General features: G+C 68.1%; 16 protein-coding genes. 9 read left to right on the top strand and 7 right to left on the bottom strand.

The window, feature by feature from the left end; genetic code table 11:
• Window positions 1–42 precede the first annotated feature (42 nt).
• Complete coding sequence (locus ACIOSY_RS10390) at window positions 43–1,158, top strand: hypothetical protein (RefSeq protein ID WP_400852867.1); 1,116 nt, start codon at window positions 43–45, stop codon at window positions 1,156–1,158.
• Window positions 1,159–1,164: 6 nt separating this feature from the next.
• On the top strand, window positions 1,165–1,974 hold the full coding sequence (locus ACIOSY_RS10395) for a L,D-transpeptidase family protein (protein ID WP_400852869.1): 810 nt from the start codon (window positions 1,165–1,167) through the stop codon (window positions 1,972–1,974).
• Window positions 1,975–2,007: 33 nt separating this feature from the next.
• On the opposite strand, the gene ACIOSY_RS10400 is transcribed toward ACIOSY_RS10395, so the two are convergent.
• The 4 genes from ACIOSY_RS10400 to ACIOSY_RS10415 all read right to left on the bottom strand — a co-directional run bounded on the left by ACIOSY_RS10400 (window position 2,008) and on the right by ACIOSY_RS10415 (window position 5,796).
• A complete protein-coding gene (locus ACIOSY_RS10400; RefSeq protein WP_400852871.1) occupies window positions 2,008–3,672 on the bottom strand; it encodes an MDR family MFS transporter in 1,665 nt (554 codons plus the stop codon).
• On the bottom strand, window positions 3,673–4,278 hold the full coding sequence (locus ACIOSY_RS10405; RefSeq protein ID WP_400852873.1) for a TetR family transcriptional regulator: 606 nt from the start codon (window positions 4,276–4,278) through the stop codon (window positions 3,673–3,675). It abuts the gene before it with no gap.
• 71 nt (window positions 4,279–4,349) lie between these two features.
• Window positions 4,350–4,664, bottom strand: coding sequence for a hypothetical protein (locus tag ACIOSY_RS10410; RefSeq protein ID WP_400852875.1), 315 nt, complete (start codon window positions 4,662–4,664; stop codon window positions 4,350–4,352).
• Window positions 4,665–4,869: 205 nt separating this feature from the next.
• A complete protein-coding gene (locus ACIOSY_RS10415) occupies window positions 4,870–5,796 on the bottom strand; it encodes a helix-turn-helix transcriptional regulator (protein ID WP_400852877.1) in 927 nt (308 codons plus the stop codon).
• Window positions 5,797–5,960: 164 nt separating this feature from the next.
• Here ACIOSY_RS10415 and ACIOSY_RS10420 point away from each other — a divergent pair, with 164 nt between their 5' ends.
• Window positions 5,961–6,962 (top strand): YihY/virulence factor BrkB family protein, encoded by a 1,002-nt coding sequence (locus ACIOSY_RS10420; protein ID WP_400852879.1) that lies wholly within the window; start codon window positions 5,961–5,963, stop codon window positions 6,960–6,962.
• 2 nt (window positions 6,963–6,964) lie between these two features.
• On the opposite strand, the gene ACIOSY_RS10425 is transcribed toward ACIOSY_RS10420, so the two are convergent.
• Entirely contained in the window at window positions 6,965–7,684 is a 720-nt protein-coding gene (locus tag ACIOSY_RS10425) for a 3'-5' exonuclease (protein WP_400852881.1), read from the bottom strand.
• Window positions 7,685–7,750: 66 nt separating this feature from the next.
• On the opposite strand from ACIOSY_RS10425, the gene ACIOSY_RS10430 reads away from it, so the two are divergent.
• Window positions 7,751–8,650: an alpha/beta fold hydrolase gene (locus ACIOSY_RS10430; protein WP_400852883.1), complete on the top strand. Its 900-nt coding sequence runs from the start codon at window positions 7,751–7,753 to the stop codon at window positions 8,648–8,650.
• Here the strand turns inward: ACIOSY_RS10430 and ACIOSY_RS10435 are convergent.
• Entirely contained in the window at window positions 8,610–9,095 is a 486-nt protein-coding gene (locus ACIOSY_RS10435; RefSeq protein ID WP_400852885.1) for an Lrp/AsnC family transcriptional regulator, read from the bottom strand. The two genes, ACIOSY_RS10430 and ACIOSY_RS10435, sit on opposite strands and share 41 nt — an antisense overlap.
• Before the next feature lie 169 nt (window positions 9,096–9,264).
• On the opposite strand from ACIOSY_RS10435, the gene pdhA reads away from it, so the two are divergent.
• The 3 genes from pdhA to ACIOSY_RS10450 are packed head-to-tail and all read left to right on the top strand — an operon-like array spanning window position 9,265 to window position 12,742.
• On the top strand, window positions 9,265–10,386 hold the full coding sequence (gene pdhA, locus ACIOSY_RS10440) for a pyruvate dehydrogenase (acetyl-transferring) E1 component subunit alpha (protein ID WP_400853816.1): 1,122 nt from the start codon (window positions 9,265–9,267) through the stop codon (window positions 10,384–10,386).
• Window positions 10,383–11,393, top strand: a complete 1,011-nt coding sequence (locus ACIOSY_RS10445) for an alpha-ketoacid dehydrogenase subunit beta (protein ID WP_400852887.1) — start codon at window positions 10,383–10,385, stop codon at window positions 11,391–11,393. Before pdhA ends, ACIOSY_RS10445 begins: the two co-directional genes overlap by 4 nt.
• Complete coding sequence (locus ACIOSY_RS10450; RefSeq protein WP_400852889.1) at window positions 11,390–12,742, top strand: dihydrolipoamide acetyltransferase family protein; 1,353 nt, start codon at window positions 11,390–11,392, stop codon at window positions 12,740–12,742. The genes ACIOSY_RS10445 and ACIOSY_RS10450 overlap by 4 nt, the downstream gene beginning before the upstream one ends.
• Here ACIOSY_RS10450 and ACIOSY_RS10455 read toward each other — a convergent pair.
• Entirely contained in the window at window positions 12,735–13,328 is a 594-nt protein-coding gene (locus ACIOSY_RS10455) for a TetR/AcrR family transcriptional regulator (protein ID WP_400852891.1), read from the bottom strand. The genes ACIOSY_RS10450 and ACIOSY_RS10455 overlap by 8 nt on opposite strands.
• A gap of 111 nt (window positions 13,329–13,439) precedes the next feature.
• On the opposite strand from ACIOSY_RS10455, the gene ACIOSY_RS10460 reads away from it, so the two are divergent.
• Window positions 13,440–14,993, top strand: a complete 1,554-nt coding sequence (locus ACIOSY_RS10460; RefSeq protein ID WP_400852893.1) for a carboxyl transferase domain-containing protein — start codon at window positions 13,440–13,442, stop codon at window positions 14,991–14,993.
• Between the two features lie 5 nt (window positions 14,994–14,998).
• Window positions 14,999–16,909 carry an acetyl/propionyl/methylcrotonyl-CoA carboxylase subunit alpha gene (locus ACIOSY_RS10465; protein ID WP_400852895.1) on the top strand — a complete coding sequence of 637 codons (1,911 nt, stop codon included), beginning with the start codon at window positions 14,999–15,001 and terminating at the stop codon, window positions 16,907–16,909.
• The last annotated feature ends 1 nt before the right edge of the window (window position 16,910 follow it).

Raw genomic sequence — 16,910 nt, forward strand, 5'->3', positions numbered from 1 at the left:
TCCCCGCCCGAACCGCTATTTCCCCACGTGAAGGATTCCTCTGTGACCCGCTTGCGCTTCACTGCGGTCGCGCTCAGCGCCGCCGCGCTCGGCCTCGCCGCCGTGCTCGTTCCCACCTCCTCCATCGCGGAGCCCATCCCCGAGACGCCGGCGGCCACGCCGACCGTGATCTGGGCCGACGCGGCCGAGGACTTCGTTCCCTTCAACCCGGTTGTCGTAGATGGACTCGTCATCCCGAACGAGTGGCAGTGGACCGCACTCGGCGAGAGCGGATCACCCTTCTCCGACTTCGCGACGTTCGGTCCGGAAGGACTCACGAGCACCGAGGTCGCCCCGTTCGCACTCGTGCATGGCCTCCCCGCACCGATCCAGCCCGCTGATCTCGCACCCGTCGTCGCTGAGGCCTCGGCCAACACCGGCGCGAACGCCCAGGTCGGCATCTTCGTGCAGGAGCTCGGCGACGAAGTCGAGGGTGGCGCCTTCACGATCCCGGCCGTTGGCGGCTTCAACGGCGCCGACACCCAGTGGATGGGCTTCGGAGGCGGTACGGTCTCGACCGATGTCCTCGTCGAGCAGCTCGCCGACGGTGGGTTCGCCGTCACCGGTTACTTCGCGATCTTCCAGGCCGGTCCGATCGAGACCACCCCGCCCGTCGATGAGGAGAACCCCCCGGTAGCGCGCCTGTCCGACGTGCTGTCCGACACCGACCTCTCCGAGTCGGCTCCGAACGCCGCCGCCCGCGCCGTCGTCCCCGCGGAGACCGGCATCGCGAGCTACCGCTTCGGCGACCTGACCACGTACTTCACCCCGCAGCCGACCGCTGTGCTGACCCTCGCCCGCGCGTCGTTCACCGCCGTGCAGGCGAGCACGACCGGCGTGCCGGTCACGGGCAGCGGCTTCGCACCGGGCGAGACCGTGACGGTCGGCCTGAGCTCCGGCCAGTCGGGCTCCGAGGTCGAAGGTGTCACGTTCCTCGCGGACGCCGACGGAAACGTGAGCGGCACGGTCGTTCTCCCCGCCGGGCTCGAGGTCGGCGAGTACTCGCTCGTCCTCGTGGGTTCCTCGTCGAGCCAGTTCGCCGCGAGTGCGCTCGTGATCACCGCCGGCGGAGCGCCGGTGGCGGTTCCGGTTCCCGGTAGGGCGAACTACGCCGGCTGATCGTCGGTGCATCTCTTCTCGAACGTCCCGCGGCGGCGCACGATCTTCATCGTGGCCGCCGCGGTCGTCGTTGTCGCCGCGATCATCGTCACGAGCGTCCTGGTCTTCGGCCGTGATCAGCCCGTGTCGTCGCCTTCGCCGTCTCCGTCGATGTCGGCCACTCCCGATGCTGCCCCGACAGCGCCCCCGGAGACGGCCGACGAGCCCCTGGCGCCGGTGAACGCGCCGGCGATCTCGACGGTCGCCGCCGTTCTCGGTGCCGACGTTCCGGTCAGCGCAGAACCGGGCGGTGCGGCGACGCAGACGCTGTCCAACCCCCAGGAATCCGGTGCGCCCCTCGTGTTCCTCGTCGTTGCGCAGCAGGGCGACTGGGTGCAGGTGCAACTCGCCCAGCGTCCGAACGGCAGCACCGGGTGGGTTCCGGCGAGTGCTGTGGCGCTGTCCACGACGCCGTACGCTCTGGTGGTCACGACATCGACCAACACACTCGACCTCTACCAGGACGGCGCGCTCGTGCAGAGCTACTCCGTCGCCACCGGCACCGGTGGCACCCCGACGCCGGTCGGGAACTTCGCGCTCACCGAACTGCTCGCTCCGACGAACGACGGTTACGGCCCCTATGCGTACGGCACGACCGCGTTCTCCGATGCCCTGAACTCGTTCGGCGGCGGGCCCGGCCAGATCGGCCTGCACGGGACCGACGACACCGCGAGCATCGGAACGGATGCCTCGCACGGTTGCGTGCGCATGACCAACGCCGACATCACCGCACTCGCCAAGCTCCTGCCCCTGGGAACCCCGCTCCAGGTTCGTTGACCCTGTGGATCAGCGAACCCGGAGCAGGACCGATCAGGGGGAGATGGGCTTGTCGTCCGGGACGACGGTGGTGCCCGAGGGCGACGTGCTCGCGGGAGCCGTCCCGCGCAGTTCGGCCTCCAGCTTCTCGGCTTCCTCTCCCGAGATCGCCTCGCCTCGAGCCACGAGACCCGCCTGGTCCGACAGCGGGATCTGCTTGAGGAAGAGCGAAAGCACGAGCGCCAGCACGATGAACGGCACGAGGAACCAGAAGACCGGAGCCAGGGCGTCCGCATAGGCGGTGACGATGCCGTCGCGAACCTCGTCGGGGAGGGCGTTGAGGGTGGAGGGATCGATCGTCGACGCCGCGTGGGATGCGGCATCCGGAGACGCGCCGGCGTCGGCGAACACGCCGAGCAGATTCTCGGTGAGGCGCGTCGTGAAGATGGTTCCGAACACCGCGGTGCCCAGCGATGCGCCCACCTCGCGGAAGTAGTTGTTCGTGCTGGTGGCGGTACCGATCTCGTTCGCGGGGACTGCGTTCTGCACGACGAGAACCACGACCTGCATGATCAGTCCGAGGCCGGCACCGAACACGAACAGGAAGACGCAGATCAGCCAGATCGGCGTCGAGGCGGAGAGAGTGGTCATCGAGACCATGGCGATACCGGTGAGGATCGTTCCGACGATCGGGTAGACCTTGTACTTGCCGGTCTTGGAGATCGCGATGCCCGAGAAGATCGACGTACCGATGAGGCCGACCATCATGGGGATCATCAGCAGTCCGGATGCCGCGGCCGACGTGCCGGACGACATCTGGAGGAACGTCGGCACGAAGCCGATGGCCGCGAACATGCCGATGCCGAGCACGAGGCCGATGGCCGTGGCGTTGACGAAGATCGGGTTGCGGAACAGGCTCAGCGGGATGATGGGATCCTGCACGCGCGACTCCGTGATGACGAAGGCGGTCGCGGCGACCACGAGACCCGCGCCCCAGGCCCAGGTCGCCATCGACGACCAGCCGAACTCCTTGTCTCCACCGAAGTCCGAGAAGAAGATCAGGCAGGTCGTGGCGATGGAGAGGAAGATCACGCCGAAGACGTCGATCGGCTTCTCGGCCTTCTTGCTGGGCAGCTTCAGCGCCACGAGCGCGATGATGAAGGCGGCGATGCCCACGGGGATGTTGATGTAGAACGCCCACTGCCAGGTCATGTGATCGACGAAGAAGCCGCCGAGGAGCGGACCGGCGACGGCGGAGAGCCCGAACACGGCGCCGAGAGGGCCCATGTACTTGCCGCGTTCGTTGGCCGGGACGATGTCGGCGATGATCGCCTGCGACAGGATCATCAGACCGCCGCCGCCCAGGCCCTGCAGCGCGCGGAAGACCACTAACATCCAGAAGTCGGTGGCGAAGGCGCACCCGACCGAGGCGAGAGTGAACAGCGCGATGGCGACGAGGAACAGATTGCGTCTGCCCAGCACGTCACCGAACTTGCCGTAGATGGGCATCACGATCGTCGTCGCGAGAAGGTAGGCCGTTGTGATCCAGACCTGGTGGTCGACCCCGCCGAGCTGACCGACGATCGTCGGCATGGCGGTCGAGACGATCGTCTGATCGAGGCTGGACAGCAGCATCCCCGCGATGAGTGCGCTGAAGATGATCCAGATGCGACGCTTCGTGAGAAGGAACGGCGCATCCGTTGTGGCGGTGGCGGACATTCACTGTGCTTTCTGTGAGGGGGCGAATGCGGCGCGGGCGATGGCCAGGCGCTGGCGGACGAGGGCGTCGAACGGCTCGGTCGAGTGATGCTGGAGGATCTGGTCGACCGACATGCGCACCAACGCACCGATGGTGTGCACGATGACCTCGGCGTACGCTTCGGCCCCGTCTCCCTCGCGGCGGAGGATGAGGGCGACGTCGCGGCGTTCGTTCTCGGCGAGACGCTCGAAGGCACCCTTCAGAAGCCGCGGTTCATGCTCGATGACGGCGAACAGTGCGGGGGCATCGGAGAGCGGGTCCAGCAGGTCCCACCGGCGGAGGATGACCGTGACGAAGTCGTCGATCAGTTCGCCGGACGCGTCGACGAACTCATCCTCGAGCTCGACGAGGCGCGGATCGATCTCGGTGAATCCGTAGACCGCGTTCTCTTTGCTCGCGAAGTAGTTGAAGAAGGTGCGGCGAGACACCCCCGCCTCGGCGCAGACCTCGTCGACGGTGAACCCGGAGAAGCCGCGCTCGATGGTCAGGCGCCTGGCGATGTCTGTCAGCGCGCGAATCGTCTCGCGCTTGCGGACATCGCGCAGTGAAACTGCATTCTCTTCCATGGAATGCAAGTTTGCACTCTGTTTCTAAGAGTGCACTGTGAGTCGTTGCGCAGGCGAACGGCGTCGAGAGGTCAGTCCTCGGCGGTCTCGAGATGCTCTTCGACGAGGGTGATTCCGCCGCTCGAGCTCGCCGACTGGGCGAGGTCTTCGATCCATGCGCGACTCAGATCGGGGGAGTCGGCGAATTGGAAGACGAATCGGAGCGGGATCGACGGATGGAGCCAGATGGTCGAACGGCCCGCCAGCACACCGTCGGGATGCTTCCACGACAGGGTGAAGCTCTCGTTGCGGCGGAGCTTCGTGGCGATGACGACCTTGAGGTGCGCGAGTGCGCGATCCTCGATCAGGATGGGTTCGGTGGCGTCGCCGTAATAGAGACTGCCCACGTCAGGCGGCGATCTCGGTCGAAGGATCGGCGAACGGGGCGATGGAACGGAAGATGTGCACGAGTCTCCTGCAGGCTGTCGGTGACGTCGCGGCTCGACGCTCGCAGGTCGACAGCGCCTGATCGGACTCTATGCGGGGTCGCAGGACGGCCCGCGCCTCCGCGTCGGGACGCGCCGCTGAGGCGAACACAGTGTGCGCCCGGTGTCATCGACGCGTGCGCTCCACGGTCGCGGACGGCGAGACTCCGTACGCCTCGCGATACGCCGCGGCGAACCTCGACGGATGGCTGAATCCCCAGCGCCGCGCGATGGTCGCGATGGAACCGGCATCCCGCTCCCCGAGATCGCGGTGGGCGCCCTGCAGCCGCTCGCGGCGCAGATACTCGGCGGGCGTCATGTCCATCGAACGACGGAACGCGTACTGCAGGCCGCGGGTCGAGATGTACGCGGCAGCTGCGACATCGTCGATGGTGATGGGGCGGTGCGCGTTCTCTTCGATGAAGGTCAGCGCTCGACGGACCGAGTTCGGCGCTGCGCGCCTCTGCGCGGGCTTCGCCAACGAGTCGAGCGCCGTCGTCGGGAACACCGACAGCGACACGGTCAGCGCATGGCGTTCCAGCTCTGCGGCGAGGATGTCGTTTCCCGACGTGCCGGCCAGCGCGTCGTCGACGTCGGAGAACATCCGCTCCCAATCCCGAGCAGCCGCGTCGTTCTTCGGAGCAAAGCTCGTCGAACGCAACGTGAGCCGATCGTCGCCCGTGATCTGCCGCACGCGCGCCTCAGCTGCCTCTCGGTCGATCACGAGGGCGCGGACCTGCGCCTCATGGTGCCAACGCGCGTTCACTCGCGCCCCGTCCGATAACCACGGCTGCGCGGCATCCAGGGTGTCGCGTCCGGACGATACCTCTGCATCGGTCGCATCGACGCGGCAGATGAGCAGTTGCTCGTCGGGTTGCGCGACCGATTGCACCTGCGCTGCGAGGTCGTAGCGGATGATCGCAACGCTGCCCAACTCGCCGGAGCTCCAGTCGAAACGAAATCGCTCGACGTCGACCCGCTGCAGGGCGGCGCTCGGAACGAACTGCTTCCAGGTCTGTTCCACACGATCGACGTCGCGTGAGGTGAAGTGCACTTCTCTTGCTCCATGGTCTCTGATGATCTCTGCCGGTACCGGGGGACTTCGCCCGCTCCGGATTCTCCCACGCAGTGATACCCAACCGACGAGCCCTCGGTCAACCCCCTGACGAGACGACCTCTCATCCTGAGATAATCGCGAGGACAGGGCGGAGCAGGACCATGGCAGTGCATTCTTCTGACGAGCCGTCTCCGCGCGACCTGGGCACCCGGTCATGGAAATTCGTGGCGCGGAGCGTCGCCCGCAAGTTCGCCGCGGATGGCAGCGCCGACATCGCCGCGGGGCTCACCTTCCACGCACTGCTCGCTCTCATCCCGACGCTGCTCGTGGCCGTGTCGGTCATCAGCCTTCTCGGTACGGGGTCCGAGGTCATCGAGTTCGCGCTCGACGTCACCCGGTCGGTCTCCTCGGAGGAGACCGCGCGCACCGTCGCCGGGCTGATCGAGGAGCTCGCCGAGTCGTCGATCGCCGGCATCGCGCTCGTCATCGGCCTCGGTCTGACGATCTGGGCGGTGGCCCGCTACCTCGCCGCGCTGGGGCGCGGGATGAACCGGATCTACGAGGTGGAGGAGGGGCGGTCGCTGTGGGCGCTGAAGTCGATGCAGATCGTCGTCGCCGTGGTTCTCCTGGCTGCAGCGACCGCGGCGTCCTTCGTGCTGCTGGCCACGGCGCCGGTGGCGAAAGCAGTCGGTGAGGCGCTCTCGCTCGGCAGCTCGGTGCTGGTGGCCTGGCAGATACTGCGGTGGCCGCTGCTCGCCGCCATCGTCATCGCCTGCGTCGCGTTCATGTACGACCGCGCGCCGAACGTGCGCCACCCGCGCTTTCGCTGGCTGAGCTGGGGCGCAGCCGTCGCGATCGTGCTGTTCGCCGCCGCATCCGCTCTTTTCGGGCTCTACGTGACGAACATCGCCGACTATGAGCGCGTGTACGGCTCGTTGGCCGGAGCGATCGTGCTGCTTCTCTGGATGTGGATCGGCAACCTCGCCCTCGTTCTCGGCGTCGAGTTCGATGCGGCGCTCGAGCGCGCTCGTGAGCTGCGCGCGGGCGAACCGGCGGAGACGCGTGCGCAACTCCCGCTGAGGGACCGTTCGGCCATCGTCAAGAAGCAGGCACGCCGAAGCGCCGAGGTGAACGAGGCGCGGCAGCTGCGGAAAGGGCCGTGACGTCACGCATGACGGTCTGACCGGACTGGCCACGCGCCGTCGAGGGTCTCGGCGGGATCGATCCGGCCGATGCTGATGAAGTACTCCGTCAGACTGGCGGCCTGCGAGCGGGCCCATCCGACCTGGCGGGTGTGGAGCTCTTCCGACGACTCGGCAAGGGCGTATTGGCGGGCCAGTGCCTGCGCGACGCGACCGGCGGCGATGGCGTCGGCGGATGCTTCATGGGCACCTTCGAGAACGACGTCGTAGTGCGCCGCGACGTCGCCGAGCGTGCGTTTGCCCCGTCGGTATCGGTCGACTGCCTTGTCGATCACGAAGGGATCGACGATCGGCGAGGGATCGATGAGCGGCGCGACGCCGTGCCTGCGCGCTTCACTCGCCAACAGCGAGAAGTCGTACGAGGCGTTGTACGCGACGACGGGCACGCCCTGCGCGAGGAGTGAACGCAGCGCATGGATGACCTGCTCGACGACCTCGCGCGCCGGGCGACCATGCGCTCGCGCGTGCGCGGTCGTCACCCCGTGCACGGCTGTGGCACCGTCCGGGATGGGGATGCCGGGATCGGCGAGCCAGGAACGGGCGGCGATCTGGCGCCCGTCGGCGTCGATCACCCCCACGTGCGCGGTGACGACCCGATCACTCATCACATCGATACCCGTGGTCTCGAGATCGAACACCCCCACCCGATTGAGCCAGCGGGGGAGCGGGAGATCGGGGGCCATGTCCTCACGGTAGGACGGCCCGCCGACATTCAGGGGAAGGCGCTCTGCAGTCCGTAGACTCGGATCATGACCGTGCCTTCGCCCTACTCCGAACGTCTGAGCAGGATCCCGATCGAACGTCACGACGTCGTCGTCCGAGGCGGGACGACCGCGTACTGGGTCTACGGACCGGATGACGCGGCGACGACCATCATCGCCGTGCACGGTTTCCGCGGTGACCACCACGGCCTGGAGTCCGTTGTGGCCTATCTTCCCGAGGCGCGCATCATCGCGCCCGACCTGCCGGGATTCGGCGCGACGGAGCCGCTGCCCGGGCGCACCCACGATCTCGACGAATACGCGGCCTGGCTCATCGACTTCGCCGCCGAGGTCGCTCCCGGAGCGGTCATCCTCGGTCACTCGTTCGGGTCGATCGTGGCGTCTGCCGCGGTGGCCGGCGGGCTCCAGACGCCCTCGCTCGTTCTTCTCAACCCCATCGGTGCCCCCGCACTCGAGGGCCCCAAGGGGGTGATGACGCGCCTGGCGGTGCTGTACTACGCCCTCGGCGCGCGCCTGCCCGAACGCTGGGGAACGGCATTGCTGCGCAACCGCGTGATCGTTCGCGTGATGAGCATCACCATGGCGAAGACGAAGGATCCGCAGCTGCGCCGGTTCATCCACGATCAGCACGACACGTACTTCTCGCGATTCTCAGATCGCGATGTGCTCCGCGATGCGTTCGTCGCCAGCGTCTCCCATGACGTGCGCGGTTTCGCGCCGAACATCTCCGTGCCGACCCTTCTCGTGGCGGCTCAGCGCGATGACATCACGCCCATCGAGGCGGAGCGCACGCTCGCGACCCTCTTCGCCGACGCGGATCTCGTGGAGATCGCCGATGTCGGGCACCTGATCCACTACGAGACCCCGGCCGAGGCCGCAGGAGCGATCAGGCGGTTCCTCCGGATTCCCGTCGCGCGAGGCCGATGAGTCCGGCGACTCGGAACGGGATCACCTCGCCCATCGCGAGTGACGTCTCGGTGCGATCGACCCCCTCGATCGACAGGATGCGGGCATCGGTGTCGAAGAGATGGCGGGCGTCTCGGCAGGCCACTCGCGCCAGCAGATCGATGGATCCGCTCAGGCCGTGAGCCTGCACCACCTCGGGGATGCGCGCCAGTTCGTTGATGATGCGTGGCAGCTCCGTCTGGCGGACGCCGATGCTGACGAACGCCTGAAGGGGAAAACCGAGCACGTCGGGGGAGAAGGATCGCTCGTACGACAGGAAGACACCGGTCTGCTCGAGCCTCGTCATGCGCGCCTGGATGGTGTTGCGCGACAGGCCGAGATTCTCGGCGAGAGCGACGATCGTCACACGCGGATCGTCCGCCAGAGCGGCGAGGAGCTCGAGATCGACGCGGTCCAGTCCAGGCATAGTGCCAAACCATAGCAGGGCATCACACCTGTTTACTTGGCAACATGCTCAAGCGCTTTTTGATTGCTTGAGCGAGGTGTTCACCGGACGTACGCTCAGGGCATGCCGGCATTGAGGCCAGCGTCAGCGCGTGGGCCTCACGAGGGCCGCTGAACAGAGGAGGACGATGATGTCACCCCAGATCACTCCGATCGCCGACACCGAGCAGGATCTGGAGCTCACCGAGCGCCTTCTCGCTCCCGACGGTCGGCGGGTCCCGAACCCGCAACTCGACCCCTTCGTCGCGGACCTGGATGCTGCGGCGCTGCGCGCTCTGTACCGGGACATGGTCATCCTCCGTCGCATCGACGCCGAGGGCGTCGCACTGCAGCGCCAAGGGCAGCTCGGGTTGTGGGCTCCCTGTCAGGGCCAGGAAGCCACCCAGATCGGAACGGCCCGGGCTCTCGAAGCCCGGGACTACGTCTTCCCCAGCTACCGCGAGACCGGCGTCATCTACGCGCGCGGCGCGCAGCCCGGCGACTACGTGCGCATGTGGCGCGGCGAAGAGGGGTCGGCGTACGACCCCGCCGTGCTGCGCGTGGCACCCCTGCAGATCATCATCGGAGCGCAGACCCTGCACGCGGTCGGCTACGCCCTCGGCATCCGCCACGAAGGCGCCGACGAGGTCGCTGTCACCTACTTCGGAGACGGGGCGACGAGCCAAGGCGACGTCAACGAGGCCATGATCTTCGCCGCGTCCTACGGCGTTCCCGTGGTCTTCGTGTGCCAGAACAACCACTGGGCGATCTCGGAGCCGGTCGCGCTCCAGTCGCAGTACCCGATCGCCGGACGGGCGCCGGGGTTCGGCATCCCGAGCATGCGCGTCGACGGCAACGACGTCATCGCCTGCATGGCCGCGATGCGCTGGGCCCTCGATCACGCGCGCTCCGGAAAGGGACCGGCTTACATCGAAGCCGTGACCTACCGCATGGGGCCGCACACGACCGCCGACGATCCCACGCGCTATCGGCCGGAGGGCGAGCTCGAGGCATGGCGTCGGCGCGACCCGATCTCGCGCCTTGAAGCTCATCTGCGCTCGGCCGGCGAACTCCGGGAGGAGCACCTCGCCGAGATCCAGTCAGCGGCGGATGCCGTGGCCAAGGAGATGCGCGCCCAGTGCCTGAGCATGGTGACGCGGCCCGCTCTCGCCGTCTTCGACGGCGTGTATGCCGAGCCCCACTCCGGGCTCGAGCGACAGCGCGACGAGTACGCGTCGTACCTCGCCTCGTTCGAGAGCGAGGCCGGCGCATGACCGAACTCGCGCTCGGAAAGGCGCTCGGGGCGGGACTGCGTCGCGCCATGAATGACGACGAGAAGGTCGTGCTGCTCGGAGAGGACATCGGCAAGCTCGGTGGGGTTTTCCGCATCACCGACGGACTGCTCGACGAGTTCGGCTCCTCGCGCGTGATCGATACGCCTCTGGCGGAGTCGGGGATCGTCGGAATGGCCGTGGGATTGGCTTTCCGCGGCTACCGCCCCGTGGTCGAGATCCAGTTCGACGGCTTCGTCTACCCGGCCTTCGACCAGATCGTCGCACAGGTCGCCAAGCTCCACTACCGAACGCAGGGGCGTGTGAAGATGCCCATCACGATCCGCATCCCGTGGGCCGGAGGCATCGGCGCGGCGGAGCACCACTCCGAGTCGCCCGAGGCGTACTTCGTGCACACCGCAGGCCTCCGCGTGATCGCGGTCTCGAACCCGGCCGATGCCTACCGAAGCCTGCGCCAGGCGATCGCGTCGGATGATCCGGTGATCTTCTTCGAGCCCAAGCGGCTCTACCACCACAAGGGAGAAGTCGACCTCGACGCACCGCTCGCCGATGCACCGCCCCTGGGCCTCGCTCAGGTGGTGCGCGCGGGGACCGATGCGACGCTCATCACCTATGGCGCAATGCTCTCGACGGCGCTCCAGGCGGCCGACGCTGCCGAAGACGAAGGGGTGTCGCTCGAAGTGATCGACCTGCGCTCCCTGTCGCCGGTCGACTACGACACGCTCAGCGCATCCGTGCGCAAGACGGGGCGCGTGGTCGTGGCACATGAGGCGTCGCGCGAGGCGGGTGTCGCGGCCGAAGTCATCGCGAGCATCACCGAGTACTGCTTCGAGTACCTCGAGTCCGCTCCGTTGCGCGTGACCGGACACGATGTGCCCTATCCGCCCGCGAAGCTCGAGAAGTTCCATCTGCCCGACCTCGATCGGATACTCGATGCCGTCGACCGTGTGCTCGATCGCCCGCACAGCCTGACGGGAGCCGACGCATGATTGCGGAATTCCGTCTGCCGGATCTCGGCGAAGGGCTCACCGAGGCCGAGGTCGTGCAGTGGCTCGTGTCGCCCGGCGACGAGGTCGCCCTCAACCAGACCCTCGCCGAGGTCGAGACGGCGAAGGCCGTGGTCGAGTTGCCCTCTCCCTATGAGGGGAGGGTCACCACTCTGCACGCCGATGCCGGCGAGACCGTGGCGGTGGGGGCTCCGTTGATCGCCTTCGATGTCGTGGGGGAGGAAGCCCCTGCCCCAGCCGCGGACGGCGATTCCGAGAAGCCGCAGCCCAACCTCGTCGGCTACGGTGCCGCGCCGTCGACCGGTGGCCGTCCGGCCCGCCGTGCCCGGCGCGGAGGTGGGGGAGCGACGATCACCGACACCGCCGTTCTCGAGGCTGCGCCCCACGATGCCCGGCCCTCGACCACCCCCGATGCGCCGGTGATCGAGCGGCCTCGCTCCACGCCCCCGGTGCGCGCGCATGCGAAGCGGCTCGGCGTCGACCTCGTGCTGGTGGCCGCCACGATCGGCGACCGCGTCATCACGCGGCACGATGTGGACGACTTCGCGGGGCGCGGCACCGAGACGCAGGCTGTTCCGGCGACGGCCGGCGACCGGGTTCCGCACACCGCGGCATCGCTCGCTCCGGGCGAGCGCGAGGTGCGCATACCGATCCGGGGCGTCCGCAAGCACACGGCCGCGGCGATGGTGCAGAGCGCTTTCACCGCGCCGCACGTGACCGTGTTCCACACCGTCGACGTGACGGCCACGATGGAGCTGCTCTCGTCGTTGCGCACCGACCGCTCGCTGGCCGAGCACCGAATCGGTCCGCTCGCGGTCGTGGCCAAGGCCGTCTGCCTCGCCCTCGGTCGCACCCCGGGCCTCAACTCGCACTGGGACGAAGCAGCGGGTGAGATCGTGCAGTACCGCTACGTCGATCTCGGGATCGCCGCGGCGACGGAGCGCGGCCTCATCGTGCCGAACATCCGTGATGCGGAGCGGATGAGCCTGACGGAGCTGAGCGCGGCTCTGAAGGCGCTCGCGGAGACGGCGCGTGCCGGCAAGACCTCGCCTGCCGAGCTCGTGGGCGGAACGTTCTCGATCTCCAACATCGGTGTCTTCGGCATCGATGCGGGAACGCCCATCCTCCCGCCCGGGCAGTCCGGAATCCTCGCGGTCGGTGCGGTGCGCCGTCAGCCGTGGGAGCACGAGGGCGAGATCGCTCTGCGTCAGCTGATGACGCTCAGCCTGTCGTTCGACCACCGCCTGGTCGATGGGGCGGAAGGCGCGCGGTTCCTGAAGGACGTCGCCGACGTGCTCGAGGAGCCGGGCCGGGCGATGCTGTTCAGGTAGAGGCGAGCAGGGCGGAGTACGCCATTCCGGCGAGGATGTCAGCGGTCGAGGCGTGCCGCCGGATGGCGGCTCGCGTGCTGTGCGGTGTCGAATTGATCAACCCGAAGCATGCTTGCACGCGCAGACGGAGCTCGTCGGCGTCGGCCGGATGCAGCGGGGCGAGCGCGCCGATCCAGAGTTCGATGTACGCGCGTTGGAGGCGGCGCACATCGGCCCGATCCGTGTCGGAGAGGTGCACCACGTCGCGATCCTGCACCTGGATGACCGCGGCATTCGACAGCGCGAACCCGACGTGGAAGCGGATCAGAGCGCGCATCCGCCCGTCGGAGTCGGGGTGCGTCGCGGCGACGGCCTCGCCACCGGCGATCAGGTCGTGGCTCACCTTCACGAGGACGGCGCCCAGCAGCGCCTGCTTGCCGGTGAAGTGCCGGTAGACCGCGGGCCCCGAGACGCCGACGGCAGCACCGATGTCCTCCAGGCTCACTCCGTTGTATCCGCGTGCGGCGAACAGCGACGCGGCCTCGTGGAGGATCGCGTCGGAGCGTTCGGCTTTCGCACGATCGCGAGCGGTGACGGGGGTTGCCATCTCAGTTAATCCTCGCTAACCTGAATCGACGGGTTAGTGCACACTAACCGAAAGTGCGCGTGCGGCGCCAGTGCAGACGCCGCGCGGACGTGTGTCGAGGAGGACAACACGATGCCCGCAACTCAGGAAGACCTGGCGCAGCAGCTGCGCGAACGTCTCTCCACCGCCGCCCGAGGAGGGTCGGAAGCCTCCCGCACGCGCCACGTCGCTCGGGGCAAACTGCTGCCGCGCGACCGCGTCGATCGGCTTCTCGACGAGGGCAGTCCGTTCCTCGAGATCGCTCCGCTCGCCGCTGACGGTCTGTACGGGGGAGAAGCACCGGGCGCCGGTGTCATCGCGGGGATCGGGCTCGTGCACGGCCGTCACGTCATGGTCATCTGCAACGACGCGACCGTCAAGGGCGGCACCTACCTTCCGCTCACCGTCAAGAAGCACCTGCGTGCGCAGGAGATCGCGCTCGAGAACCGTCTTCCCTGCCTCTACCTCGTCGATTCCGGTGGTGCCTTCCTGCCCAAGCAGGACGAGGTCTTCCCCGACCGGGATCATTTCGGCCGCATCTTCTTCAATCAGGCGCGCATGTCCGCGGAGCGCATTCCCCAGCTCGCGGCCGTACTGGGCTCCTGCACGGCTGGCGGAGCGTATGTGCCGGCGATGAGCGAAGAGACCGTGATCGTGCGTGGGCAGGGCACGATCTTCCTCGGCGGCCCGCCCCTCGTGAAAGCGGCGATCGGCGAGGTCGTCAGCGCCGAAGAGCTCGGCGGTGGAGAGATGCACGCGCGCCGCAGCGGCGTGGTCGACCATCTCGCCGAAGACGATGAGCACGCCCTCGAGATCCTCCGCGACATCGTGCTGACCCTGCCCCCTCCGCAGTCCACCGCCTGGGAGGTGCACGATCCGCGGGAACCGGCCGAGGCATCCTCTCTCTACGGCGTCGTGCCCGTCGACGTGAATGCCGCGTACGACGTGCACGAGGTGATCGACCGACTGGTCGACGCCGACAGCGTGCGGGAGTTCAAAGCCGAGTACGGCACGACGCTGGTCACTGCTTTCGCCCGCCTGCACGGGCATCCGATCGGCATCGTCGCCAACAACGGCGTGCTCTTCAGCGAGTCCGCGCTCAAGGGCGCTCACTTCATCGAGCTGTGCGACCAGCGCGGCATCCCCCTGCTGTTCCTGCAGAACATCACCGGTTTCATGGTCGGATCGGATGCCGAGGCCGGTGGCATCGCGAAGGATGGCGCCAAGATGGTCACCGCCGTCGCCAGCACGCGTGTGCCCAAGCTCACCGTCATCATCGGCGGATCGTTCGGCGCAGGCAACTACTCCATGTGCGGGCGGGCGTACTCGCCCCGTTTCCTCTGGACCTGGCCGGCCAGCAGGATCTCGGTGATGGGCGGCGCGCAGGCGGCGTCCGTGCTGTCGACGGTCCGAGACGACCAGCTGGCAAGCCGGGGAGAATCGTGGACGCCGGAGGAACGGGCGGATTTCGAGGAGCCGATCCGCGCCCAGTACGAGACCCAGGGCGAACCGTATTACGCCACCGCACGGCTCTGGGATGACGGAATCATCGATCCGCAGCAGACCCGTGACGTGCTGGGTCTGGCCCTCGACGTCGTCGCCCGGACCCCGCTGCCCGACTCGCGCTTCGGCGTCTTCCGGATGTGAGAGAGATGACTGAGATGTTCTTCGAGACCGTGCTCGTCGCGAACCGCGGTGAGATCGCTCGCCGGGTGATCCGCACGCTGCGAGCGCTCGGCATCCGCAGCGTGGCGGTCTACAGCGATGCCGATGCCGACGCACCCCACGTGCGCGAAGCCGATGCGGCCGTGCGCATCGGCCCGCCGCCCGCCGCGCAGTCGTATCTCGACGTCGACGCGGTCGTCGCCGCTGCGGTGTCATCGGGAGCCCAGGCGATCCACCCCGGCTACGGATTCCTCTCCGAGAGTGCGGGCCTCGCCGAGGCGTGCGCGGCGCACGGCATCGTGTTCATCGGTCCCGGCCTTACAGCGCTCGAGATCATGGGGGACAAAGCGCGCGCTCGCGAGCATGTCGTGGGACATGGCGTTCCCGTCGTACCGGGCTTCGATGCCTCGGGGTTGGACGACGACGCGATCGCCGCTGCGGCCGCGGAGGTCGGCTATCCGCTGCTCGTCAAACCCAGTGCGGGAGGGGGCGGCAAGGGCATGGAGGCTGTCGCCGACCCCGAGCACCTGACGGGCGCACTCGCGTCGGCTCGTCGAGTCGCCTCCTCGGCGTTCGGTGACGATTCGCTCATCATGGAACGCCTCATCCGGCGACCTCGCCATATCGAGGTGCAGGTGTTCGGCGACACGCACGGAACCGTCGTGGCGCTCGGAGAACGCGAGTGCACCCTGCAACGACGCCATCAGAAGGTCATCGAGGAAGCGCCGTCAGCTGGTCTCGACGAGGCTGTCCGCGACCGGCTGTTCGCCGCCGCCGTCCGCGCGGCGGAGAGCGTCTCGTACGTCGGTGCCGGCACGGTCGAATTCCTCGTCGATGCGGATGCTCCGTCGGAGGTGTTCTTCATCGAGATGAACACGCGCCTGCAGGTGGAGCATCCGGTCACCGAGGCGGTGACCGGTCTCGATCTCGTCGCGTTGCAGCTGCGGGTGGCCGCGGGCTTGCCGCTCGACCTCGTACCGACTGTCAGCGGGCACGCCGTCGAAGCGCGGATCTATGCGGAGTCGCCCGCACGGGGGTTCCTTCCCTCGACAGGCACGGTGCTGCTGTTCGAGGCGCCGTCGGGCGTGCGGGTGGATTCCGCGATCGAGACGGGAAGCACGATCAGCGGGTTCTACGATCCGATGGTCGCGAAGGTGATCGCGCACGCCGACGACCGGGCGGCCGCCTTGGCGAAGCTCGACGATGCGCTGAGCCGCACGGTGGTGCTCGGCGTCGACACGAACATCGCGTTCCTCCGTCAGCTGTGCCGCGATCCGCGCGTGCGGGCGGGAGACCTCGACACCGGTCTGATCGAGACGCTGCTACCGGTCGACCCGACGGAGATCACCCCGGAGATGGTCGCTGCCGCCGATCGGATCGCGGGGTCGACGCGGGGCGTCGTGCGTGCGAACGAGCCCTGGGGGTCGTTGCCGGGATGGCGGCTCGGGGCTGCGGCATCGTCCCGTTCGGGCGGTGCATTCCTGACCGACGACGAGGAACTGGTGCGCGCGGCCGCGGACACGCCTGTGGCCGACGACCGTGTGTCCGCCGCGCGCGCCGCGGACGGCGCGGTCTGGGTGGCGGTGAGCGGCACGAGCGCGCGCCTGCGCCCACTCGACCGCCGGGCGCAGGCGAAGCGCCGACTCGCCTCCCGCGACCGTGCTGCCGAGGCGACGGACCCGGTGCGGCGCGCGCCGATGCCGGGAAGCATCGTCGCCGTGCACGTCGAGGACGGCAGCCACGTCGTCGCGGGCACCCCGCTCGTCTCGATCGAAGCGATGAAGATGGAGCACCCGGTGCTCGCCCCCCATGACGGCCAGGTGCGACTGCTCGTCGCCGTCGGGGACCAGGTTCGGCGCGACCAGCCGGTCGCGCAGGTATCGACGGAGGAGAACTGAT

Origin of the sequence: Microbacterium sp. NPDC087665, from assembly GCF_044743285.1 — a bacterium.
Lineage (GTDB): Bacteria > Actinomycetota > Actinomycetes > Actinomycetales > Microbacteriaceae > Microbacterium.

Excerpts from the sequence above, each read along its gene's own strand:
- ACIOSY_RS10405 (WP_400852873.1), bottom strand. The coding sequence starts at position 4,278 with ATGGAAGAGAATGCAGTTTCACTGCGCGATGTCCGCAAGCGCGAGACG.
- ACIOSY_RS10445 (WP_400852887.1), top strand. The coding sequence starts at position 10,383 with ATGACCGAACTCGCGCTCGGAAAGGCGCTCGGGGCGGGACTGCGTCGC.
- ACIOSY_RS10455 (WP_400852891.1), bottom strand. The coding sequence starts at position 13,328 with ATGGCAACCCCCGTCACCGCTCGCGATCGTGCGAAAGCCGAACGCTCC.
- ACIOSY_RS10435 (WP_400852885.1), bottom strand. The coding sequence starts at position 9,095 with ATGCCTGGACTGGACCGCGTCGATCTCGAGCTCCTCGCCGCTCTGGCG.
- ACIOSY_RS10450 (WP_400852889.1), top strand. The coding sequence starts at position 11,390 with ATGATTGCGGAATTCCGTCTGCCGGATCTCGGCGAAGGGCTCACCGAG.
- ACIOSY_RS10420 (WP_400852879.1), top strand. The coding sequence starts at position 5,961 with ATGGCAGTGCATTCTTCTGACGAGCCGTCTCCGCGCGACCTGGGCACC.
- ACIOSY_RS10465 (WP_400852895.1), top strand. The coding sequence starts at position 14,999 with ATGACTGAGATGTTCTTCGAGACCGTGCTCGTCGCGAACCGCGGTGAG.
- pdhA (WP_400853816.1), top strand. The coding sequence starts at position 9,265 with ATGTCACCCCAGATCACTCCGATCGCCGACACCGAGCAGGATCTGGAG.
- ACIOSY_RS10400 (WP_400852871.1), bottom strand. The coding sequence starts at position 3,672 with ATGTCCGCCACCGCCACAACGGATGCGCCGTTCCTTCTCACGAAGCGT.
- ACIOSY_RS10460 (WP_400852893.1), top strand. The coding sequence starts at position 13,440 with ATGCCCGCAACTCAGGAAGACCTGGCGCAGCAGCTGCGCGAACGTCTC.
- ACIOSY_RS10425 (WP_400852881.1), bottom strand. The coding sequence starts at position 7,684 with ATGGCCCCCGATCTCCCGCTCCCCCGCTGGCTCAATCGGGTGGGGGTG.
- ACIOSY_RS10430 (WP_400852883.1), top strand. The coding sequence starts at position 7,751 with ATGACCGTGCCTTCGCCCTACTCCGAACGTCTGAGCAGGATCCCGATC.